Here is a 22,646-nt window from a genome sequence, read left to right on the forward strand (position 1 = left end):
GGCGTGATCTTCGAGAAGGTCGTGCGGGCTGGGTTGTTCTCCATCGGGGGTGGGGACGCGGAGGTGGCGCACGAGTGGACGCTGCGGCGGCTGGCGGCGGTGTCGCGGCGGCCGGTCGCTCTCGCGGCGCTGCGCGGGCGGTACTTCCGGGCGGCGCCGCGCACCGTGTTCGGGGTGGACTTCCCGAACCCGGTGGGGCTGGCCGCCGGGATGGACAAGAACGGCGTCGCGTTGCCGGCCTGGCCGGCGCTCGGCTTCGGCTTCGTCGAGGTCGGCACGGTCACCGCGCACGCCCAGCCGGGCAACCCCCGGCCCCGGCTGTTCCGGCTGCGGGAGAGCGAGGCCGTGGTCAACCGGATGGGCTTCAACAACGCCGGCGCGGAGGCCCTCGCGGCCCGGCTGGCGGCGCTCCCGCGCCCGCTCGGCGTACCGCTGGGCATCTCCCTCGGCAAGTCCAAGGTGACCCCGCTGGACGAGGCGGTCGAGGACTACCTGGCCTCGTACCGGGCGCTGAAGGAGCACGGGGACTACTTCGCGGTCAACGTGTCCTCACCGAACACACCGGGCCTGCGGTCCCTTCAGGACCGGTCCCACCTGGACGCGCTGCTGGCGGCCCTGGTGGGGGAGAAGCCGGTGCTGGTGAAGATCGCCCCGGACCTCACCGAGCCGGCCGTCGCCGAGCTGCTGGAGGTCTGCCTCGACCGCGGCGCGGCCGGGGTGATCGCCACCAACACCACCCTCGCCCGCGACGGCCTCGCCCCGGCCGACCGGCCGCGCGGCGCGGAGACCGGCGGCCTCTCCGGCCGTCCGCTGGCCGCCCGGGCCCGCGAGGTGGTCGCCTTCGTACACCGGGAGACCGGCGGCCGGCTGCCGGTGATCGGGGTCGGCGGCATCCTCGACCCGGACGACGCCGCCCGGATGTTCGACGCCGGGGCCAGCCTGGTCCAGCTCTACACCGGCTTCATCTACCGCGGCCCGGGCCTGGTCCGGGCGGCGGCGCGGGCCGCCGCCCGGCGCTGACCCGGCACGAAGGAGGACCGTGACGCCCGAGGAGATCCTCGCCGCCGACCGGCGGCACGTGTGGCACCCGTACGCGGCGCTGCCGCCGGCCAGCCCGCCGTACGTGGTGGACAGCGCCGAGGGCGTACGGCTGCGGTTGGCCGACGGCCGGGAGCTGATCGACGGGATGTCGTCCTGGTGGGCGGCGATCCACGGCTACCGGCATCCGGTGCTGGACGCCGCCGTCACCGATCAGCTCGGCCGGATGAGCCACGTGATGTTCGGCGGGCTCACCCACGAGCCCGCGGTACGCCTGGCCCGCACCCTGGTCGAGCTGGCCCCGGAAGGGCTGGAGCACGTCTTCCTCGCCGACTCCGGCTCGGTCAGCGTCGAGGTGGCGGTGAAGATGTGCCTGCAGTGGCAGCGGGCCACCGGACGGCCGGAACGGCGCCGGCTGGGCACCTGGCGGGGCGGCTACCACGGCGACACCTTCCACCCGATGAGCGTCTGCGACCCGGAGGGCGGCATGCACCACCTCTGGGGCGACGTGCTGCCCCGGCAGGTCTTCGCGCCGGTGCCGCCCGGTGGGTTCGACACCCCGCCCGACCCGGCGTACGAGGCGGCGCTGGTGGAGGCGGTGGAGCGGCACGCCGACGAGCTGGCCGCGGTGATCGTCGAGCCGGTGGTCCAGGGGGCCGGCGGCATGCGTTTCCACCACCCGCACTACCTGCGGGTGCTGCGCGAGGTGACCCGGGCGCACGGGATCCTGCTGGTCTTCGACGAGATCGCCACCGGGTTCGGCCGCACCGGGACGATGTTCGCGGCCGAGCACGCCGGGGTCGCCCCGGACGTGCTCTGCGTCGGCAAGGCGCTCACCGGCGGCTACCTCACCCTGGCCGCCGCCCTGTGCACCGCCGAGGTGGCCCGGGGGATCTCCGCGGCCGGGGTGCTCGCGCACGGGCCCACCTTCATGGGCAACCCGCTCGCCTGCGCGGTCGCCAACGCCTCCCTGGGCCTGCTGGCGGCCGGGGAGTGGGCCGGGCAGGTGCGGAGGATCTCCGCCGGCCTGCGGGCCGGTCTGGAGCCGCTGCGCGGCGTGCCCGGGGTGCTCGACGTACGGGTGCTCGGCGCGATCGGGGTGGTCCAGCTCGACCACGAGGTGGACCTGCCCCGGGCCACCGCCGCCGCGGTCGGCCAGGGCGTCTGGCTGCGGCCGTTCCGCGACCTGGTCTACACCATGCCGCCGTACGTCACCGACGACGCCGACGTGGCGCGGATCGCGGCCGGCATCGAGGCGGCGGTCAAGGCGGGCTGAACTGAAGGAAGGGCCCCTTCTTAACGCATTCGGTAGAGGAAGGGCCCCCTGTTAACGGCCCAGCGGGCGGCGACGCCCCCGCTGGAACGCTGCGGGCGGGACGAGACGACCGGCGGCGTATCCGCCGGACAGAGGCGGCGCGACGCCGCGCAGAGAGAGGGAGAGACACGATGGAGAGCTTCGGCGCCCGGCTGCACCGGGCCGTGGCCGAGCGGGGACCGCTCTGCGTCGGCATCGACCCGCATCCCGGGCTGCTGGCCGGCTGGGGGCTGTCCGACGACGTCGAGGGACTGGAGCGATTCAGCCGGACGGTGGTGGAGGCGCTCGGTGACCGGGTCGCCGTGATCAAGCCCCAGTCGGCGTTCTTCGAGCGGTTCGGCTCCCGGGGCGTAGGGGTCCTTGAGTCAACTATCCGACAGTTGCGGGACTCCGGTGCGCTCGTTCTCCTCGACGTCAAGCGGGGCGACATCGGCTCGACGGTCAGCGCGTACGCCTCGGCGTACCTCGATCCATCCAGCCCGCTGTATGTCGACGCGGTCACCGCGAGCCCCTACCTGGGAGTAGGTTCGCTCGCGCCGATGTTCGAGCTGGCCGCCGCGCACGGGGGCGGGGTCTTCGTCCTGGCGCTCACCTCCAACCCGGAGGGCGCCGCCGTGCAGCGGGCCGTCGGGGCCGACGGGCGCACCGTCGCGCAGACCGTCATCGACGAGATTTCCCAGCTCAACCGAGGCGCCGACCCGCTCGGCAGCTTCGGTCTCGTGGTCGGCGCGACGATCGGTGACACCGGTCACGATCTCTCCGCCGTGCACGGTCCGCTGCTCGCCCCCGGCCTGGGAGCGCAGGGTGCCACGGCCGCCGACCTGCGCGCCGTCTTCGGTTCCAGCCTCCCCTCGGTGCTGCCGTCCTACTCCCGGGAGGTGCTGAGCGCCGGCCCCGACGTGGCCGCCCTGCGGGCCGCCGCCGAGCGGGTGCTGGGCGACTGCCGGGCCGCCCTGGCCGGTTCGTGACTGACTGACGGCTCGGTCACTTTACGTTGATCTTCGCGCGTCCACGTTGCCGAAAACTCCGTTGACCGCTAGTTTTCCCCGCGCTGGGAACCACGGACCCCTTTGGTTGCCAGCGACACCACGTTTCACAGCAGCGGTGGTGCGCCCCGCCCACCGCATGAGGGACCTGAGGAGAACTGGTGCCGCTCCCGTCACTGACCCCCGAACAGCGCGCTGCCGCGCTGGAGAAGGCCGCGGAGATCCGCAAGGCCCGTGCCAAGCTGAAGGAGGACCTCAAGCAGGGCAAGACCAGCCTCGCCACGGTGCTCGAGCAGGCCGAGTCCGACGACGTCGTCGGCAAGCTGAAGGTGTCGGCCGTGCTGCAGGCGATGCCGGGCATCGGCAAGATCCGGGCCACCCAGATCATGGAGAAGCTCAAGATCGCCGACAGCCGTCGCCTGCGCGGCCTGGGCGAGCAGCAGCGCAAGGCTCTGCTTGGAGAGTTCGCCGCCAACTGAGCGCCCCAGGCGTGTAGAAACAAGCGGTGAGCACGGATGACGAGGCGCGCCCGGCGGCTCGGCTCACTGTCCTGACCGGACCCTCGGGGGACGGCCGGGAGAGTGTCGTCGAGCTGATCCGGGCGCGTTTTCCGTCGGTGTGGCGGCCCGTGCCCGCGACCACCCGGCCCCGGTGCCCCGGCGAGGTGCCCGGGGTCGACCGGCTCTTCCTCGACCCGGCCGCGTTCGACCGGATGATCGCGGCCGACGAGCTGCTGGAGTGGAGCCGGGTCGGGCCGTACCGGCGCGGCGTGCCGCGCGAGGCCGTCCGCGCCCGACTCGCCGAGGGGCGGCCCGTGCTGCTCCCGCTGGACCTGCCCGGTGCGCTCGCCGTCCGGGCCGTCTGGCCGGACGCGCGGCTGGTGCTCCTCGCGCCCCCGGCGTACCGGCCGGACCCGGCCGTCGCGGCCGCGTTCGCACACGCCGTGGCGCACGACCGCACCGAGCGCGCGGCGGAGGAACTGGTAGGCTTGCTCGGTTCATCCTTCCTGGCTCCGGCCCAACCGCGCCTGAGCGGTTGAGCGGCCACCGCCGCCGGGCGGTGCACAAAGACGCAGAGGTTATTCGTGGGATCCATCGCCACCAACCCCGAGGGCATCACCAACCCGCCGATCGACGAGCTTCTCGAGAAGACGACCTCGAAGTACGCGCTGGTGATCTTCGCCGCCAAGCGCGCCCGCCAGGTCAACGCCTACTACAGCCAGCTCGGCGAGGGCCTGCTGGAGTACGTCGGCCCGCTCGTGGAGACCACTCCGCAGGAGAAGCCGCTCTCCATCGCCATGCGCGAGATCAACGCGGGTCTGCTCACCGCCGAGCCGACCGACCAGCCGTAAGCCCCACCCGCGCCGATGACCGCCGAGATCGTCCTCGGGGTCGGTGGCGGCATCGCCGCCTACAAGGCGTGTGAGCTGCTCCGGCTCTTCACCGAGTCGGGCCACCGGGTGCGCGTCGTGCCGACCGCGTCGGCGCTCCGCTTCGTCGGGGCGCCGACCTGGGCCGCGCTCTCCGGCCGGCCGGTCGCCGACGACGTCTGGTCCGACGTGCACGAGGTGCCGCACGTCCGGCTCGGCCAGCACGCCGACCTGGTGGTGGTGGCCCCGGCCACCGCCGACCTGCTCGCCAAGGCCGCCCACGGCCTCGCCGACGACCTGCTCACCAACACCCTGCTGACCGCCCGCTGCCCGGTCGTGCTCGCCCCGGCGATGCACACCGAGATGTGGGAGCACCCGGCCACCGTCGCGAACGTGGCGACGCTGCGCTCCCGGGGCGTCCGGGTGATCGAGCCGGCCGTCGGCCGGCTCACCGGCGCCGACACCGGCAAGGGCCGGCTGCCCGATCCGGCGGAGATCTTCGCGGTCGCCCGCCGGGCCCTCGCCCGGGGCGTCGCCGCCCCGGCCGACCTGGCCGGCCGGCACGTCGTGGTGACCGCGGGCGGCACCCGCGAGCCGCTCGACCCGGTCCGCTTCCTCGGCAACCGCTCCTCCGGCAAGCAGGGGTACGCCTTCGCCCGCGCCGCCGTCGCCCGGGGCGCCCGGGTCACCCTGATCTCGGCCAACGTCGCGCTCGCCGACCCGGCCGGCGTGGACCTGGTCCGGGTCGGCACCACCGAGGAGCTGCGCAAGGCGACCCTGGCGGCGGCCGCGGACGCGGACGCCGTGGTGATGGCGGCCGCCCCGGCCGACTTCCGCCCGGCCACCTACGCGGCCGGGAAGATCAAGAAGGCGGACGACGGCAGCGCGCCCACCATCGAGCTGGTCACCAACCCGGACATCGCCGCCGAGCTGGGCCGATCCCGCCGGCCCGAGCAGGTGCTGGTGGTCTTCGCCGCCGAGACCGGGGACGCCGAGGCGAACGGGCGGGCCAAGCTCGCCCGCAAGCGGGCCGACCTGATCGTGATCAACGAGGTGGGCGTGGACAAGGTCTTCGGCGCCGAGACCAACGCGGCCACCGTGATCGGGGCGGACGGGTCCGTGCACCGGCTGCCCGAGCAGCCCAAGGAGGACCTGGCCGACGCCGTCTGGGACCTCGTGGTCGCCCGGCTGACTGAGCAATCCTGACGGTTGGTCACCTCGCGTTCCCCGGGTCACGCTAGGAGCACGGTGACTAAACTGCCGCCGAGCGACCTTTTCAAAGAGTATTCACATGCTTAGGAGTGCCGTGACACGTCTCTTCACGTCCGAATCGGTCACGGAGGGCCACCCGGACAAGATCGCCGACCAGATCAGTGACGGCATTCTCGACGCGCTGCTCGCCAAGGACCCGCACAGCCGGGTCGCGGTCGAGACCCTGATCACCACGGGTCAGGTGCACGTTGCCGGTGAGGTCACCACCAAGGCGTACGCCGACATCCCGACCATCGTCCGCGAGACGATCCTGGAGATCGGGTACGACTCGTCGAAGAAGGGCTTCGACGGCGCCTCCTGCGGCGTCAGCGTCTCGATCGGGGCGCAGTCCCCGGACATCGCGCAGGGCGTGGACAACGCCTTCGAACTGCGTACCGGGGGGTCGGAGAGCGCGCTGGACGCGCAGGGCGCCGGCGACCAGGGCATGATGTTCGGCTTCGCCTGCTCGGAGACGCCCGAGCTGATGCCGCTGCCGATCGCGCTGGCCCACCGGCTGGCCCGCCGCCTCGCCGCGGTGCGCAAGGACGGCACGGTGCCGTACCTGCGGCCGGACGGCAAGACCCAGGTGACCATCGAGTACGACGGCCTGCGCCCGGTCCGGCTCGACACGGTCGTCGTCTCCAGCCAGCACGCCGCCGACATCTCGCTCGACTCGCTGCTCACCCCGGACGTCCGGGAGCACGTGATCAACCCCGAGCTGGAGGGCCTCGGCCTGGACACCGAGGGCTACCGGCTGCTGGTCAACCCGACCGGGCGGTTCGAGATCGGCGGCCCGATGGGCGACGCCGGGCTCACCGGCCGGAAGATCATCGTCGACACCTACGGCGGCTACGCCCGTCACGGCGGCGGCGCGTTCTCCGGCAAGGACCCGTCCAAGGTTGACCGCTCGGCCGCGTACGCGATGCGCTGGGTGGCCAAGAACGTGGTCGCCGCCGGCCTCGCCGAGCGCTGCGAGGCGCAGGTCGCGTACGCGATCGGCAAGGCCCACCCGGTCAGCCTGTTCATCGAGACCTTCGGCACCGAGACGGTGCCGGTCGCCTCGATCGAGAAGGCGGTCGCCGAGGTCTTCGATCTGCGCCCGGCCGCCATCATCCGGGACCTCAACCTGCTCCGCCCGATCTACCAGCAGACCGCCGCGTACGGCCACTTCGGCCGGGAGCTGCCGGACCTGACCTGGGAGAGCACCGACCGGGCCGCCGACCTCAAGTCGGCCGCGGGAGCCTGACCGGCACCAGGCGCGGCGACCGGCGACCCGCCGACGGGTCGCCGGTCGCCCGCGTCTGCGTGGACGTGCCCCTGGCCCACCTCGACCGCCCGTTCGACTACCTGGTCCCCGCCGAGCTGGACGCCGCGGCGCAACCCGGCGTACGCGTCAAGGTGCGCTTCGCCGGCCAGCTCGTCGACGGCTGGTTGCTGGCGCGGGCCGAGGAGTCCGACCATCCCCGGCTGGCGTACCTGGAGAAGGTGGTCTCCCCGGTGCCGGTGCTGGCCCCGGAGATCGCCGGGCTGGCCCGCGCGGTCGCCGACCGGTACGCCGGCAGCCTCGCCGACGTGCTCCGGCTCGCCGTCCCGCCCCGGCACGCCCGGGCCGAGAAGGACCTGATCGCCGCCGCGGCCGACCCCGCCGAGACCGGACCCGCGCCGCCCGCTGAGGCCGGCACCCCCGCCGGGGCCGGCGGGGCGCCCGGCCTGGCTGTCGCCCGGGTCGACCCGCGCGGCTGGCGGGACTACCCGGCCGGACCGGCCTTCCTGCGCGCGCTCACCGACGGACGGGCGCCCCGGGCGGTCTGGTCCGCGCTGCCGGGCGAGGACTGGGCCGCCCGGTACGCCGACGCCGTGGCCGCCGCCGTCGCCGGTGGCCGGGGCGCGGCGGTCGTGGTGGCCGACGCCCGCGACCTGGACCGCCTCGACGCCGCGCTCACCGACGTCCTCGGGCCGGGGCGGCACGTCCGGCTCTCCGCCGCGCTGGGCCCGGCCCGCCGCTACCGGGCCTTCCTCGCCGCGCTGCACGGTGATGTGCCGGTGGTGATCGGCACCCGCGCGGCCATGTTCGCCCCGGTCGCCCGGCTCGGCCTCGTCGCGATCTGGGACGACGGCGACGACCTGCACGCCGAACCCCGGGCGCCGTACCCGCACGCGCGGGAGGTGCTGCTCACCCGGGCCCAGCTCGGCGGGGCGGCGGCCCTGGTCGGCGGGTACGCCCGCACCGCCGAGGCGCAACTGCTGGTGGAGACCGGCTGGGCCCGGGAGCTGGTCGCCGACCGGGCGACCCTGCGGGCCCGGGTGCCGGCCATCGCGCCGACCGGGGACGACCCGCAGCTGGCCCGGGACCCCGGCGCCGCCTCCGCCCGGCTGCCCAGCCTGGCCTGGACCACCGCCCGGGACGCGCTCCGCGCCGACCTGCCGGTGCTGGTCCAGGTGCCCCGCCGGGGCTACCTGCCCTCGGTGGCCTGCGCCGACTGCCGTACCCCGGCCCGCTGCCCGCACTGCGCGGGACCGCTCGCCCTGCCGTCGGCCGCCGGGGCGCCGGCCTGCCGCTGGTGCGGCCGGGTCGCCGCCGCGTACGCCTGCCCGGAGTGCGGGGGGCGGCGGCTGCGGGCCTCGGTCACCGGCGCCCGGCGGACCGCCGAGGAACTCGGGCGGGCCTTCCCGGGCGTGCCGGTGCGCACCTCCGGCCGGGAGGAGGTGCTCGCCACCGTGCCCGGCGGGGCCGGCCTGGTGATCGCCACCCCCGGGGCCGAACCGGTCGCCGACGGCGGCTACGGGGCGGTGCTGCTGCTCGACTCGTGGGCGCTGCTCACCCGCGCCGACCTGCGGGCGGGGGAGGAGGCGCTGCGCCGCTGGCTGGCCGCCGCCGCGCTGGCCCGGCCGGGTCCGGCGGGCGGCCGGGTCGTGGTGGTGGCCGACGGCGGACTGGCCCCGGTGCAGGCGCTGCTGCGCTGGGACGCTCCCTGGTTCGCCGCCCGGGAGCTGGCCGAGCGGCGCGAGCTCGGGTTCCCGCCGGCGGTCCGGATGGCCAGCGTCACCGGCGTGGCGGAGGCGGTGGCCGACCTGCTCGCCGGCGCCCGGCTGCCCGACGGCGCCGAGGTGCTCGGGCCGGTGCCCGCGGACGAGGGGCGGGAACGGATGCTGGTCCGGGTGCCCCGGACCCGGGCGGCCGCCCTCGCCCGGGCGCTGCACGTCGCCGCCGGGCAACGCAGCGCCCGCAAGGCGGCCGAGCCGGTCCGGCTCCAGGTCGATCCGCTCGCTCTGTTCTGACCGCCCCGCGCCGTGACGTGCCGGATCCGGGCCGTCGCGGAGGGTCGTGACCAGGGGTTTGTCGCACACCTCGTGCGGCGGTTGGGTGAACACTGCGTGATAGCATCGCCCGTCATGCCCGGGCGAACGGCGGCTCCAGATCGCGGCGCGGCGTCAGACGCGCCGAGCTGGAGTTGCCCGAGGGTCGCGCACGGACGGCAGCGCGGGGAGCCGAGGCCAAATCGATGATGTCAGTCAGCCGGTGAGCAGGGGTGGACCAGTCGTGACCGTTCGTCAGTCGATCGTCTTCAACGGTGACCTCGGTAGCGGCAAGAGCACCGTCTCGGTCGAGATCGCCAAGCGGCTGAACATGCGCCGGGTCAGTGTCGGCGACCTCTACCGGCAGATGGCCGAGGAGCGGCAGATGACCGCCCTCCAGCTCAACCTGCACGCCGAGCTGGACCAGGCCGTCGACGGCTACGTCGACCAGCTCCAGCGGGACATCGCCGCCTCCGGCGAGCGCCTGGTGATGGACTCGCGGCTGGCCTGGCACTTCTTCACCGACGCGCTCAAGGTGCACATGATCACCGAGCCGACCGAGGCGGCCCGCCGGGTGCTGGCCCGGCCGTCCGGCCCGGCCGAGAGCTACGCCTCGATCGAGGAGGCGAAGGCCAAGCTCAGGGAGCGCAGCGAGAGCGAGCGCGGCCGGTTCATCGTGCGGTACGGCGTCGACAAGGCCCGGCTGCGCAACTACGACCTGATCTGCGACACCACCCGGGCCACCCCGGAGCAGGTGATCGCGCACGTCATCGACGTCTACGAGGGCCGGATCGGCGCGGACGTGCTGCGCGACGGGCAGCCGCTGCTGCTGCTCGACCCCGCCCGGGTCTACCCGACCGAGGACGTCGTCGCCCTGCGTGGCCTGTGGGACTCCGACTTCGTCGGCGGCGTCGCCCAGGCCGGCGACGAGGCCCTGGAGCCGCTGACCATCGGCTACACCGGGGAGTACTTCTTCGTGGTCGACGGGCACCGCCGGCTCAGCGCGGCCCTGCAGAGCGGCTTCCCGCTGGTGCCCGCCCGGCTGGTCGCCGAGGTGGACGAGCCGGTGGTCGGCGGGATGAGCGCGGTCGAGTACTTCGCCGCCCAGGTCCGCCCCAGCCTGATCCACGACTGGGAGGCCGCGCACGGCACCCGGCTGCCGCTGCCCGAGCACGCCCTGCTCGGCGGGGACACGGTGCTCGCGGGGGAGCCGGGCACCGGCGCCTGAGCGCCCACCGGGCCGTGCGGGATCGCCGGATCGGGCGTACCGGAGCATGATGAGGGTCTCCGATCCCTGGGGAGGCCGATCGTGGATCCTGCCGACGCCCTCGCGCTGCTGATGTCCCCGGCGGGACGGGTCGACCCGTACCCGACGTACGAGAAGTTGCGCGCGCACGGGCCGGTCGTCCCGGCCGGGCCGGGCTTCTACCTGGTCACCGGCTACGCCGAGGCCGACGCGATCCTCCGCGACGCACGGTTCGGGGTGCTCGACGACGACCTGCGCGACCAGTTCATGCCGGGCTGGCGGGAGAGCCCGGCCGTGCTGTCCATCTCCCGGTCGATGCTGCGCACCAACCCGCCCGACCACAGCCGGATGCGGCGGCTGGCCGCCGGCGCGTTCACCCCGCGCCGGATCGCCGCCATGCGGGACGTGGTCGTCGCCCAGGCCGATGAGCTGATCGACGCGATGCTCGCCCGGGGCCGGGACGGGACGCCGGTGGACTTCCAGGCCGAGTTCGCGTACCCGCTGCCGGTGGGGGTGATCTGCGCGCTGCTCGGCGTGCCGGCGGCCGACCGGCCGCTGTTCCGGCGGTGGGCCACCGACCTGACCGGCGTCCTGGAGCCGGAGATCACCCCCGAGGAGCTGGCGGTGGCCGACCAGGGCGCCGTCGAGCTGCGCGACTATTTCAGCGAGCTGGTCGCGGAACGCCGCCGGGCCCCGGCCGACGACCTGACCACCGCGCTGGTCCAGGCACACGACTCCGACGGCGCCCGGCTCTCCGGGGACGAGCTGCTGGCCAACCTGGTCGTGCTGCTGGTCGCCGGCTTCGAGACCACCACCAACCTGCTCGGCAACGGCCTGGTGGTGCTGCTCGACCACCCGCGCGCGGCGGCGGCGCTGCGCGAGCACCCCGAGTTCGCCCCCGGGTACGTCGAGGAGCTGCTCCGGTACGACTCCCCGGTCCAGCTCACCTCCCGGATGAGCACCGCCCCGGCCCGGCACGGCGAGGTCGACCTGCCCGCCGCGAGCTGGACGATCGTGCTGCTCGGCGCGGCGAACCGGGACCCCCGCCGCTACCCGGAGCCGGGCCGCTTCGACCCGTGGCGCCCGCAGGTCCACCCGCTCTCCTTCGGCGCCGGCCCGCACTACTGCCTGGGCGCCGCGCTGGCCCGGCTGGAGGCGCGGGTGGCCTTCCCGCTGCTGCTGCGCCGGCTGCCCGGGCTCGCGCTGGCCGGGACGCCCGAGCGCCGGGTCCGGCTCACCCTGCGCGGGTACGCCACCCTGCCGGTCACCGTCGGTGACGTGGCGGCGCCGCTCACCGATCGCGGTACGCCGGCCGGGACGGCACGGGCGACTCCGTAGACTGGTACGGCACCACTCGTCCCACTGAAGGAGCCACCCCGCGTGACCGTCCAGCCCATCCGTCTGTTCGGGGATCCGGTGCTGCGCACGCCGGCCGACCCGGTCGTCGACTTCGACGCCGAGCTGCGCAGGCTGATCGCCGACCTGACCGACACGATGCGCGAGCAGAGCGGGGCCGGCCTGGCCGCGCCGCAGCTCGGGGTGGGCCTGCGGGTGTTCACCTTCGACGTCGACGACGTCCTCGGGCATCTGGTCAACCCGGTGCTGGAGTTCCCGGACTCCGAGGAGCAGGACGGCCCGGAGGGGTGCCTGTCCATCCCCGGGCTCTACTTCGACACCAAGCGCCGGCAGAACGTCGTCGCCAAGGGCTTCAACGGTTACGGCGACCCGGTGCAGATCGTCGGCACCGGCCTGATGGCCCGGTGCGTCCAGCACGAGACCGACCACCTCGACGGGGTGCTCTTCGTCGACCGGCTCGACCCGGCCGCCCGCAAGGCGGCCATGAAGGCGATCCGCCAGGCCGAGTGGTACGACCAGGAGGCCCCGCCGACGGTGAAGGTCAGCCCGCACGCCGCCGGCAACCCGTTCGGCCTGGGGCGGTGACCCGGATGCGCCTGGTCTTCGCCGGCACGCCGGCCGTCGCCGTGCCCGCCCTGGACGCCATCGCCGCGTCCGGCCACGAGCTGCTGGCCGTGGTCACCCGACCCGACGCCCCCGCCGGGCGGGGTCGCAGCCTGGTCCGCTCGCCCGTCGGCGCCTGGGCCGACGCCCACGGCGTCGAGGTGCTCACCCCGGCGAAGCCGCGCGAGCCGGAGTTCCTGGACCGGCTCCGCGATCTGGCCCCGGACTGCGTGCCGGTGGTCGCGTACGGGGCGTTGGTGCCGCCGGTGGCGCTGGAGATCCCCCGGCACGGCTGGATCAACCTGCACTTCTCGCTGCTGCCCGCGTGGCGTGGCGCGGCGCCCGTGCAGCACGCCGTACTGCACGGCGACGAGCTGACCGGCGCCAGCGTCTTCCAGCTGGAGGAGGGGCTGGACACCGGGCCGGTCTACGGCACGGTGACCGACGAGATCCGCCCCACCGACACCTCCGGGGACCTGCTGGAGCGCCTCGCGCACTCCGGCGCCGGCCTGCTGGTGGCCGTGCTCGACGCGCTCGAGGCGGGCACCGCCCGGGCCGAGCCGCAGCCCGCCGACGGGGTCACCCTCGCACCGAAGCTGACCGTCGAGGACGCCCGGGTCCGCTGGAGCGACCCCGCGTTCGCGGTCGACCGGCGGATCCGCGCCGGCACGCCGGCCCCCGGCCCGTGGACCACCTTCCGCGGCGACCGGGTCAAGCTCGGCCCGGTGACCCCGGTCGCCGACGGCCCGGAGCTGAAGCCGGGCGAGCTGCTGGTCGAGAAGTCCCGCGTCCTCGCCGGCACGGCGACCGTGCCGGTGCGGCTCGGCGAGGTCCGGGCGGCCGGCAAGAAGGCCATGTCGGCGAGCGACTGGGCGCGCGGCGCCCGGGTCGCCGCCGGCGAGGTGTTCGCGTGACGGGGCCGGGTGATCCCGGGCGTCAGCCCGCCGACGGCCCGCGCCGTGACCGCACCGGCCGCCGGGCCGACGGCGCCCGCGAGGGGCGCTCCGGCGGCGCCCGTCGACCGTCACGGCCCCCCGTCGACCTGCCCCGGCTGGTGGCGTACGAGGCGATCGCCGCGGTGCACCGGGACGACGCGTACGCCAACCTGGTGCTGCCGGCGATGCTCCGCGAGGAGGGGCTGACCGGCCGGGACGCCGCCTTCGCCACCGAGCTGACCTACGGCACGCTGCGCCACACCGGCACCCTGGACGCGATCATCACGGACGCGGCCGGGCGGGACGTGCAGCGGATCGACCCGCCGGTGCGCGACGCGCTGCGGATCGGGGCGTACCAGCTGCTGCACACCCGGGTGCCGGCGCACGCCGCGGTCTCCTCGATCGTCGACCTGGTCCGCTCGGTGGGCCCGGGGGCCACCGGCTTCGCCAACGCGGTGCTGCGCGAGATCACCACCCGGGACCATGACGGTTGGGTCGACAAGCTCGCCCCGTCGGCCGAGACCGACCCGATCGGGCACCTGGCCCTGGCGTACAGCCATCCGCAGTGGATCGTGCGGGCCTTCGCCGAGGCGCTCGGCGGCGACCTGGGCGAGACCGCCCGCCTGCTGATCGAGGACAACGAGCGGCCCCCGGTGCACCTGTGCGCCCGGCCGGGCCTGGCCGACCCGGTGGAGCTGGCCGACGAGGTCGGCGGCGCGCCGGGCGCCTTCTCGCCGTACGCGGTGTATCTGTCCGGTGGCGCGCCGGGCGAGCTGCCGGCGGTGGCGCAGGGGCGGGCCCACGTCCAGGACGAGGGCTCCCAGCTGGTGGCGAACGCCCTGGCGGGAGCGCCGCTGGACGGCCCGGACGGCCGCTGGCTGGACCTCTGCGCCGGCCCTGGCGGAAAGGCCGGCCTGCTCGGCGCGCTGGCGGCGCAGCGCGGCGCCCGGCTCACCGCCGTCGAGGTGGCCGAGCACCGGGCCCGGCTGGTCGCCCAGGCCACTAGCGGGCTGCCGGTCACCGTGCTGAACACCGACGGGCGCACCGTCGGGGCCGACCCGAAGCTGCCGGAGGGGCACTTCGACCGGGTGCTGGTCGACGCGCCGTGCACCGGGTTGGGCTCGCTGCGCCGCCGGCCGGAGTCCCGCTGGCGCCGCCAGCCGGCGGACCTGCCGCCGCTGACCCGGTTGCAGCGGGAACTGCTCACCGCGGCGCTGCGCGCGGTGCGGCCGGGTGGCCTGGTCGCGTACGTGACCTGCTCGCCGCACACGGTGGAGACCCACGTGACGGTGACCGAGGCGGCCCGCCGCTGCGGCTTCCCGGTGGATTTCGTGGACGCCCGGCCGCTGCTGCCGGCCGGCATGCCGGGGCTCGGGGACGGGCCGACGGTGCAGCTCTGGCCGCACCGGCACGGCACCGACGCCATGTTCCTGGCGGTGCTCCGCAGGGGCTGAGCCGCCCCGGCGCACCCGATTGACCAGTTCGGACCGCTGGTGTATGCCTGCACCACCCGATCCCGGACGCGCCTGACGCCCGGGACGGGTGGGAGGGGCGGATGGATGCCGGGGACGGGCCCGGGGCGCGGCCGTGGGCCGAGTTCGGCCGCGAGCTGCGGGTGTGGCGTCGGCGGGCGGGGCTGACCCAGGGCCAGCTCGGCCTGCGGGTCGGCTACCACTACAGCGTGATCAGCAAGCTGGAGAGCGGGCTGCGGGAGCCGCCGATGGGGCTGCCGCGGCGGCTCGACGCGCTGCTCGGGTCGGACGGCACACTGACCGCCCTCGCCGAGCCGTCCGGTCGCGGCCGGCCGCCGCGCGGCCCGTCCGACCCCACGCTCTTCCCGGTGCTGCCGGCGGTCGACGGGACCGAGGCGCTGGCCGCGCCGGGCGTGCCGGTCTGGCCGCCCCTCCTGCCGTACGCCGGTTTCGCCTGCCCGTTGCACGACGTCGCCGGCTGCCCGGTGCCCGGGCCGCACGACCTGCTGCCCGCGCTCGCCCGGCTGGTCCGGGGTGGCCCGGCGGCGCTGCCCGACCGGGCGGTGCCGGACCTGGTCCACGGCCTGACCGCGCTGCTGCCCGGCTACACCCGGGCCTCGGTCGAGCAGGTCTCGACCGAGGTGGTCTCCTCCATCGAGCGGGTCCTGCACCTGCTGGTGGGCTGGGCTGAGGTGGTCGACCGGGCCGGCCGGTCGCCGCTGGCGCTGCTCCGCCTCGCCGCCCAGTACGCCCAGCTCGCCGCCCGGCTGCGGATGCAGCGGGGGCAGAGCGTGGTGGGGATGGCCTGGGTGGCCCACGGGCTGGCCTGGGCCGGGGCGGGTGCCGACACCGTCGCGCGGGCCACCCTGCTCAGTGACTTCTGCACGCTGACCCGCCTGGACCGGGACGCCGCGTCGTCGCTGGCGTACGCGCGGGCGCTCGGCGAGGTGGACCGGCAGCGCGGCTGGATGGCCACCCTGTCGCACCTCTACCAGGCCCGGGCGTACGGCCTGGCCGGCGCGGCCGATGAGTGTCTCCGGCAGGTGCTGCTCGGCCGCCGGCGGCTGGACCGGCTGGACGCCCGGGACGTCGCGGAGGCGCCGTGGCTCACCGGGGACGCGGGCGTGGTCCGCGCCGAGTCGTCGATCGGCGGCGCGCTGCGCGACCTCGCCGCGGCCACCGGGGACCGGGCGACGGCCCGGCGGGCCGTGCACGCCACGAGCCGGTCACTGAGTCACCTGCCGGCCCGGATGCGTCCGACGTACCTGCTGCTCACGGTGCGGCTGGCGGACGCCTACGCGTGCGCCGGCGAACCCGACGCCGCCGTCGCGGTGGTGGCGCCGGTGGCCGCCGCGGCGGCCCGCAGCGGGCGGGCCACCATCACCCACGAGCTGCGCGGCCTGCGGGCCCGCCTGGCCCACCACTGGTCCGACCTCCCCGAGGTCCGCGACCTCCACGACCGCCTCCGCCCCACCCCCCAGTCGGGTTGATCAAGGGGTTCGCGTCGCGGAATCGCCGATCCCCGACGCGAACCCCTTGATCACCCAACCCCGGGGTGGGGGTGTGCCGGAACTTGCCGGGTGGGGTGGGGGTGTGGGTGGGTGCGTTGACCTCGGGGAGCGCCGGGTGTGATCGTCGGCCGGCCCGGGCGGGACGTGACCGCGTCGGCCGGTGAACCCCGCCGGGTGAACGCCGGCGCCGCGGTACCCCGCCGTCCCGTCCGGGCATCCCGGCGGGGGGAGTGTCCACCTGGGATGTGACACCCCGTTGACTAATAGATTGATGCATGTAACTGTTCCGATCACCGGTCCCGCCGATGCCGGGGCTCCCACCGGAGCCCACGGTCCCGCCCACCCCCGCCCGTCCACCCCGCCGACCCCCACGAGGAGTCTCCATGAGACGTCGCACCCCGACCGCGGGCCTCGCGCTCGCCCTCTTCGCCGCCATGACGGCGACCCTGGCCGGAACCTCCGCCTCCGCCGCCCCCGCGCCGGCGGTCCCCGCACTGGCCGCGGCCGCGGCCCCGGACATCTCGGTGACCAACGTCCAGGCCCACCTGACCCAGCTCAACAGCATCGCCAGCAGCAACGGCGGCACCCGGCGGGCCGGCTCGGCCGGCTACACCGCCTCGGTGGCGTACGTGAAGCAGAAGCTCCAGGCGGCCGGCTACACCGTCACCGAGCAGACCTGCACCACCTGCACCTACCCGGCGAGCAACCTGATCGCCGAGTGGCCGCAGGGCCCCGCCGACCAAGTGATCATGTTCGGCGCGCACCTGGACAGCGTCTCCGCCGGCCCGGGCATCAACGACAACGGCTCCGGCTCGGCCACCCTGCTGGAGAACGCCCTGGTGCTGGCGAGCCAGAACCCGGCCATGACCAAGCGGGTCCGATTCGCCTGGTGGAACGGCGAGGAGCAGGGCCTGCAGGGCTCCAAGTACTACGTCGGCCAGCTCAGCTCGACCCAGAAGGGCTACATCAAGGCGTACTACAACTTCGACATGGTGGCCTCGCCCAACGGCGGCTACTTCATCAACCGGATCACCTCCGCCACGGCCGCGCCGCTGAAGGCGTACTGGGACTCGTTCAACCTCCAGCCGGAGGAGAACACCGAGGGCGCCGGCCGATCCGACGACTACTCGTTCGCCAACGCGGGCATCCAGACCTCCGGCTACGCGGCCGGCGCCAGCTACACCAAGACGTCGGCCCAGGCCAGCAAGTGGGGCGGCACCGCCGGAGCGGCGTACGACGGGTGCTACCACCGTTCCTGCGACACCACCAGCAACATCAACGCGACCATCCTGAACCGCAGCGCCGACGGCGTGGCGTACACGATCTGGAACACGGCGGTCGGCGGCACCCCGACCAACGACTTCTCCGTCGCGGTGAGCCCGACCTCCGGCAGCGTGGCCCGGAGCGGCTCCACCACCGCCACCGTCAGCACCACCACCGTCAGCGGCAGCGCCCAGACGGTCAGCCTGTCGGCGTCCGGCGCCCCGAGCGGAGTGACGGTGAGCTTCAGCCCGTCCTCGGTCACCTCGGGCGGCTCGGCCACCATGACCGTCAGCGCGTCCTCGACGGCCGCCACCGGCACGTACACCATCACGGTCACCGGCACCGGCTCGGTCACCCGTACCGCCAGCTACAGCCTCACCGTCACCGGCACGGGCGGCGGATGCACGGGCGGCCAGCTGATCGGCAACAGCAGCTTCGAGTCGGGCACCGCGCCGTGGACCGCGACCTCGGGCGTGATCACCAGCTCGTCCGGCCAGGCGGCCCGGACCGGGTCGTACAAGGCGTGGCTGGACGGGTACGGCAGCTCGCACACCGACACCCTGTCCCAGTCGGTGACCCTCCCGGCCGGGTGCGGCAGCTACACCCTCGCCTTCTGGCTGCACATCGACACGTCGGAGACCACCACGTCGACGGCGTACGACAAGCTGACCGTGCAGGTCGGCAGCACCACGCTGGCGACCTACTCGAACCTGAACAAGGCCGCCGGCTACACCCAGCGCACCTTCGACCTGGCCGGCTACGCCGGGCAGACGGTCACCCTGAAGTGGACCGGCGTGGAGGACGCGTCCCTGCAGACCAGCTTCGTCCTCGACGACGTGACGCTGCAGGTCGGCTAGGCGCGTTCCCGGGGCGGGTCGGGCCGGTGGGCCCGGCCCGCCCCGCTCACCGGATCGGCAACGCCTTGCTGCCCGCGCCCTTGACCGAGCGGGTCAGCGTCCGGTCGGACAGCCACAGGAAGCACTGCACGCCCCGGTTGCCGTTCTTCCACTCCTCTTCCAGGGGGTGGTAGATGATCGTGCCGGCGCGGTACTGCATGTCACTGTTGTCCGGCACCTTCGCGTACTTCGCGATCAGGCTGCGGCACGCCTTGTGCGCGCGCACCGAAGACGTCTGGAACTGCGCGTACGAGACCTCGGGGAACTGGTAGACCCCGACGAACTCGGCGTGGTGCTTCGCCGTGCAGGCGACCGGCCGCATCTCCTCGATGTCGTCCTTGGCCAGCTTGGGGTTGAAACAGCCGAAGGCCAGTGGGGAGCCGGCCTTCAACGCGCCGCGCAGGCTGCCGCTGTGCGGGGTGATGCTGCCGTCGTCGAGGCTGGCCACCTCCGAGACGTCGCAGCGGAACCAGCGCGCCCCGCCGGTCCAGGCCTGCGCCGAGGGGAAGACCACCGACAGCAGCAGCCGGCCGCCGCGCCAGTCCGCCCCGACCGCGGTGTTGACCCGCCGGTCGCACTCGGCCCGGGCGGTGCGCGCCCCGTTCGACCCGGCCCGCGGCGGCGTCGACCGGTCGGCGTCCGGGCCGGTCAGGGTGCCGACGTGCAGGGTCTCGGCCCGGTGCGACGCCGCGCAGTCGACCGGGTTGTAGCCGCTGAGATAGCCGACGTCCTGGATGGTGGCGTGGCAGACGCCGGCTTCCGGCACGAACGTCTCGGCGGCCGGCAGGGCCGGCCAGTCGTCGGCCAGGTCCCGGTCCACGCCGGCGGGAGCCCCGCACCCGGCGAGCGCCAGCGCCGCCGTCACACCCACGGCGGTCGCCGTCCACCATCGCCGCATCGCACCGACCTCCCCGTCGTCGACCGCTACGGCGGTGCAGCATACGGCACCACGGCCTAGATGACGGGTAGTCCCTCCGGCCCGACCCCGCGCATCGAACGGGTCAGCCTCCGGTCGTCGCTCCACAGGAAACAGCGCACCCCGCGGTCGCCCTCCTCCCACTCGCGCTGCGACGGCGGGTAGAAGATCGAACCGGCCCGGTACGGCAGCTCGCTGTTGTTCGGCACGTTGGCGAAGACCGCGATGAGCGCCATGCAGTGCCGGTGCACCTCCGCCGCGGAGCGGGTGAACTTGTCCCAGCTCATGTCCCGCTCCTCGTAGACGCCGACGAACTCGGCCCGGTGCGGCTCGGTGCAGAGCACCGGGGCCATGTAGTTGAGGTTGTCGCCGATCAGCTTCGGGTCGAAGCAGCGGTGCGCGAGCGCGTTGTCGCCGACCAGCACGCCGCGCAGGCTGCCGACCCGGTTCACCGGGCGGGTGTTGTCGATGCTGTCGGTCTCGGCGAGGTCGCAGCGGTACCAGCGCGCTCCGGACAGCCAGGCGGTCACCGTGGGCAGGGCGATGTTCATGGTGAGCCGGGCGGCGTGCCAGTCCCCGCCGATGATCTGCCGGGCCTGCTGGTCGCACTCGGCCCGGGCGACGCGCAGCGCGGGGGAGCCGGGCTCGGGGCGGGCGCCGGTCGCGGCGGCCCCGACGAAGGTGCCCACGTGCACCACCTCGGCGAGGTGGCTGCGGCCGCAGTCCACCGCCTCGTACGTGCTGGCCTGCACCACGGCGGTGATCCGGGGAAGGCAGGCGTCGGTGGCCGGGACGAACAACCGGGGTGCGGGCAACGCGGGCCAGTCGTCGGTCAGGTCGCCGTCGGCCCGGTGCGGCTGGACGCAGCCGCCCAGGACCACCGTCGCCGTGCCGGCCAGCGCCAGCGCCAGGAGCCACCGTCGCATCGTCCGCCCTTTCCGGGAGATGACGGCCGGTCGCCTCGGCCCTACGGCGTCCTGCGCCACCGGGCGTGCAGCATACGTGACCGTCCCTGTTGGAGTTTCGCTGCCTTTCGACCGATCGGCCAGCCACCGCTGGCTTATTGTTCCGAATTCTTCTCCGGACGGACGCATTCTGCACCGACGGTCACGTCCGGATCACACCGCGTCCCCGGCGGTGCCGCGCTGTGCCCGGTGGATGACCGCATTCGTACACTGGCCCGGTGACCGTACCGCCGCCGATCGTCGCCCCCAGCATCCTGGCCGCCGACTTCGCCCACCTCGCCCGGGAGGTCCGCGCCGTCGAGCACGCGGCCGACTGGTTGCACGTGGACGTCATGGACAACCACTTCGTGCCGAACCTGACCATCGGGCTGCCGGTGGTGCAGAGCCTGCGCGCGGCCACCGAGCTGCCCTTCGACGTGCACCTGATGATCGAGGACCCGCGCCGCTGGGCGCCCGGTTACGCCGACGCCGGGGCGTACAACGTCACGTTCCACGCCGAGGCCTGCGACGACCCGGTGGCCCTCGCGAAGGACCTCCGCTCGGCCGGCGCCAAGGCGGGCCTGGCCATCGACCGGGACACCCCGATCGAGCCGTACCTGGAGCTGCTGCCCAGCTTCGACACGCTGCTGATCATGACGATCAAGGCCGGCTTCGGCGGCCAGCGGTTCATCCCGCAACTGCTCGACAAGGTGCGCGCCGCCCGGCGGCACGTCGCCGCCGGCCACCTGGAGCTGCGCATCGAGGTCGACGGCGGGATCGCCGCCGACACCATCGAACAGGCCGCCGCCGCGGGCGCCGACGCCTTCGTGGCCGGCACCGCGGTGTACGGCGCCGACGACCCGGCCGAGGCGGTACGCCGGCTGCGCGGGCTGGCGGAACGCGCGATGACCGGGGCCTGACGTGGACCCCGCCGGCGACCGACCCGACGTCATCCTGGTCGTCGACGACGACGCGGACATCGTCCGCTTCGTCGAGTTCAACCTGCGGCTGCACGGCTTCGAGGTGCTGCGCGCCGGCGACGGCGAGGAGGCCCTGGAGGTCATCGAGCGGCAACGGCCGGACCTGGCCGTGGTCGACCTGATGATGCCCCGGCTCGACGGCCTGGAGTTGACCCGGCGGCTGCGGGCCGACCCGATGACCTCGGCCCTGCCGGTGATCATGCTGACCGCGAAGGGAATGACCGAGGACAAGGTCAACGGCCTCGCCGCCGGCGCCGACGACTACCTGGTCAAGCCCTTCGACACCGCCGAGCTGGTCGCCCGGGTCAGTTCCACGCTGCGGCGCAACAAGGAGTTCCGGGAGGTCTCCCCGCTGACCGGGCTGCCCGGCAACAGCCGGATCCGCCGGGAGATCAGCGACCGGGTACGCAGCGGCGTGGACTACGCCGTCGGTTACATCGACATCGACCGGTTCAAGAGCGTCAACGACCGGTACGGCTTCGTCCGCGGCGACGAGTTCATCTCCGCCCTGGCCCGCAGCCTGCACCGGGCGGTGGTCTCGGTCGGGCTGCCGCCGGCCTTCCTCGGCCACGTCGGCGGCGACGACTTCGTCATCGTCTGCACGCCCGCCCAGATCCGGCCGCTGACCAGCCGGGCGGTGGTCGACTTCGAGAAGGCCGCCGACGCCCTCTACGACCCGACCGACCGGGAGCGCGGCTTCGTCGAGCTGAAGGACCGGCGCGGCAACATCCGGCGGGCCGCCCTGGTCACCCTCTCCATCGGCGTCTCCCTCTCGGATGCCGACAAGCGGTTCACCGACCCCCTCGAGGCGATCGCGGTGGCGTCGGAGATGAAAACGGTCGCCAAGAGCCAACCCGGGTCGTACGTCGCGGTCGACCGGCGTAGGGGCGTTCCGTGACACCCCTGTTCTCCCTGTGAGGTACCTCGCCTCTGTGGCGCCAACCCCGGCCGAACGTGTAAGACTTCCCGTGTACCCACCACGCGCTGGCGGGGCTCGGTGAAATTCCGAACCGGCGGTGATCCACGGTCCGACCGTGGTAAGCCCGCGACCCGGACGGCTTCGGCCGGACGGTGGACCTGGTGAGAATCCGGGGCCGACGGTTGGGGAGCGGTTCGTCCGCCCCCAGAAAGTCCGGATGGGAGACAGCGCGCGGGACGGGGAGGCCCCTGCCGGCCGCCGGGTGATCGGCTGCCGTCCGGGCTCCCCGGGGTCGGCTGCGCCGTCCCCGGGATCTCCGCCGCCGCCTGTCCGCGGCACCCGTGCCGCC

At 74.4% G+C, this 22,646-nt stretch carries 20 protein-coding genes and 1 riboswitch; of the genes, 18 read left to right on the forward strand and 2 right to left on the reverse strand.

Annotation, left to right across the window (positions count from 1 at the left end; genetic code table 11):
• The first annotated feature begins 3 nt into the window (after nucleotides 1–3).
• From EFE23_RS05495 to EFE23_RS05570, 16 genes are all read left to right on the forward strand, one after another.
• Complete coding sequence (locus tag EFE23_RS05495) at nucleotides 4–1,020, forward strand: quinone-dependent dihydroorotate dehydrogenase (protein ID WP_123239792.1); 1,017 nt, start codon at nucleotides 4–6, stop codon at nucleotides 1,018–1,020.
• A gap of 19 nt (nucleotides 1,021–1,039) precedes the next feature.
• Nucleotides 1,040–2,314 carry an adenosylmethionine--8-amino-7-oxononanoate transaminase gene (locus EFE23_RS05500; RefSeq protein WP_123239793.1) on the forward strand — a complete coding sequence of 425 codons (1,275 nt, stop codon included), beginning with the start codon at nucleotides 1,040–1,042 and terminating at the stop codon, nucleotides 2,312–2,314.
• Nucleotides 2,315–2,484: 170 nt separating this feature from the next.
• Nucleotides 2,485–3,321: an orotidine-5'-phosphate decarboxylase gene (gene pyrF, locus EFE23_RS05505; protein WP_123239794.1), complete on the forward strand. Its 837-nt coding sequence runs from the start codon at nucleotides 2,485–2,487 to the stop codon at nucleotides 3,319–3,321.
• 179 nt (nucleotides 3,322–3,500) lie between these two features.
• The gene (mihF, locus tag EFE23_RS05510) at nucleotides 3,501–3,818 is read left to right on the forward strand and encodes an integration host factor, actinobacterial type (protein ID WP_046564635.1); all 318 of its coding nucleotides are present in this window, start codon (nucleotides 3,501–3,503) and stop codon (nucleotides 3,816–3,818) included.
• A gap of 26 nt (nucleotides 3,819–3,844) precedes the next feature.
• Nucleotides 3,845–4,378, forward strand: a complete 534-nt coding sequence (locus EFE23_RS05515) for a nucleoside/nucleotide kinase family protein (RefSeq protein ID WP_123239795.1) — start codon at nucleotides 3,845–3,847, stop codon at nucleotides 4,376–4,378.
• Between the two features lie 45 nt (nucleotides 4,379–4,423).
• Entirely contained in the window at nucleotides 4,424–4,690 is a 267-nt protein-coding gene (gene rpoZ, locus EFE23_RS05520) for a DNA-directed RNA polymerase subunit omega (RefSeq protein WP_013285517.1), read from the forward strand.
• Between the two features lie 15 nt (nucleotides 4,691–4,705).
• Nucleotides 4,706–5,914: a bifunctional phosphopantothenoylcysteine decarboxylase/phosphopantothenate--cysteine ligase CoaBC gene (gene coaBC / locus EFE23_RS05525; RefSeq protein WP_123239796.1), complete on the forward strand. Its 1,209-nt coding sequence runs from the start codon at nucleotides 4,706–4,708 to the stop codon at nucleotides 5,912–5,914.
• An 85-nt stretch (nucleotides 5,915–5,999) separates the two neighbouring features.
• On the forward strand, nucleotides 6,000–7,205 hold the full coding sequence (gene metK / locus EFE23_RS05530) for a methionine adenosyltransferase (protein ID WP_123239797.1): 1,206 nt from the start codon (nucleotides 6,000–6,002) through the stop codon (nucleotides 7,203–7,205).
• Nucleotides 7,206–7,264: 59 nt separating this feature from the next.
• Complete coding sequence (locus EFE23_RS05535) at nucleotides 7,265–9,238, forward strand: primosomal protein N' (protein WP_123239798.1); 1,974 nt, start codon at nucleotides 7,265–7,267, stop codon at nucleotides 9,236–9,238.
• Nucleotides 9,239–9,500: 262 nt separating this feature from the next.
• A complete protein-coding gene (locus EFE23_RS05540) occupies nucleotides 9,501–10,484 on the forward strand; it encodes an AAA family ATPase (RefSeq protein ID WP_123239799.1) in 984 nt (327 codons plus the stop codon).
• Between the two features lie 111 nt (nucleotides 10,485–10,595).
• Nucleotides 10,596–11,840, forward strand: a complete 1,245-nt coding sequence (locus EFE23_RS05545) for a cytochrome P450 (RefSeq protein WP_204334722.1) — start codon at nucleotides 10,596–10,598, stop codon at nucleotides 11,838–11,840.
• A 42-nt stretch (nucleotides 11,841–11,882) separates the two neighbouring features.
• Nucleotides 11,883–12,443 (forward strand): peptide deformylase, encoded by a 561-nt coding sequence (gene def / locus EFE23_RS05550; RefSeq protein WP_123239801.1) that lies wholly within the window; start codon nucleotides 11,883–11,885, stop codon nucleotides 12,441–12,443.
• Nucleotides 12,444–12,448: 5 nt separating this feature from the next.
• The gene (gene fmt / locus EFE23_RS05555; RefSeq protein ID WP_123239845.1) at nucleotides 12,449–13,375 is read left to right on the forward strand and encodes a methionyl-tRNA formyltransferase; all 927 of its coding nucleotides are present in this window, start codon (nucleotides 12,449–12,451) and stop codon (nucleotides 13,373–13,375) included.
• On the forward strand, nucleotides 13,330–14,850 hold the full coding sequence (locus EFE23_RS05560; RefSeq protein ID WP_123239846.1) for an RsmB/NOP family class I SAM-dependent RNA methyltransferase: 1,521 nt from the start codon (nucleotides 13,330–13,332) through the stop codon (nucleotides 14,848–14,850). Before fmt ends, EFE23_RS05560 begins: the two co-directional genes overlap by 46 nt.
• A 101-nt stretch (nucleotides 14,851–14,951) precedes the next feature.
• Nucleotides 14,952–16,358 carry a helix-turn-helix domain-containing protein gene (locus tag EFE23_RS05565; protein WP_123239802.1) on the forward strand — a complete coding sequence of 469 codons (1,407 nt, stop codon included), beginning with the start codon at nucleotides 14,952–14,954 and terminating at the stop codon, nucleotides 16,356–16,358.
• A 404-nt stretch (nucleotides 16,359–16,762) separates the two neighbouring features.
• Nucleotides 16,763–18,499: a M28 family peptidase gene (locus tag EFE23_RS05570; RefSeq protein ID WP_123239803.1), complete on the forward strand. Its 1,737-nt coding sequence runs from the start codon at nucleotides 16,763–16,765 to the stop codon at nucleotides 18,497–18,499.
• Between the two features lie 46 nt (nucleotides 18,500–18,545).
• Here EFE23_RS05570 and EFE23_RS05575 read toward each other — a convergent pair whose 3' ends face one another.
• Both EFE23_RS05575 and EFE23_RS05580 read right to left on the reverse strand, forming a co-directional pair.
• On the reverse strand, nucleotides 18,546–19,436 hold the full coding sequence (locus EFE23_RS05575; protein ID WP_123239804.1) for a septum formation family protein: 891 nt from the start codon (nucleotides 19,434–19,436) through the stop codon (nucleotides 18,546–18,548).
• Nucleotides 19,437–19,492: 56 nt separating this feature from the next.
• Nucleotides 19,493–20,380 carry a septum formation family protein gene (locus tag EFE23_RS05580; protein ID WP_123239805.1) on the reverse strand — a complete coding sequence of 296 codons (888 nt, stop codon included), beginning with the start codon at nucleotides 20,378–20,380 and terminating at the stop codon, nucleotides 19,493–19,495.
• A gap of 257 nt (nucleotides 20,381–20,637) precedes the next feature.
• Here EFE23_RS05580 and rpe point away from each other — a divergent pair, with 257 nt between their 5' ends.
• Nucleotides 20,638–21,318 carry a ribulose-phosphate 3-epimerase gene (rpe, locus tag EFE23_RS05585; RefSeq protein ID WP_123239806.1) on the forward strand — a complete coding sequence of 227 codons (681 nt, stop codon included), beginning with the start codon at nucleotides 20,638–20,640 and terminating at the stop codon, nucleotides 21,316–21,318.
• A gap of 1 nt (nucleotide 21,319) precedes the next feature.
• A complete protein-coding gene (locus tag EFE23_RS05590) occupies nucleotides 21,320–22,276 on the forward strand; it encodes a GGDEF domain-containing response regulator (RefSeq protein ID WP_123239807.1) in 957 nt (318 codons plus the stop codon).
• 81 nt (nucleotides 22,277–22,357) lie between these two features.
• Nucleotides 22,358–22,530: riboswitch (FMN riboswitch) on the forward strand.
• The last annotated feature ends 116 nt before the right edge of the window (nucleotides 22,531–22,646 follow it).

The organism is Micromonospora solifontis, assembly GCF_003725545.1.
GTDB lineage: Bacteria > Actinomycetota > Actinomycetes > Mycobacteriales > Micromonosporaceae > Micromonospora > Micromonospora solifontis.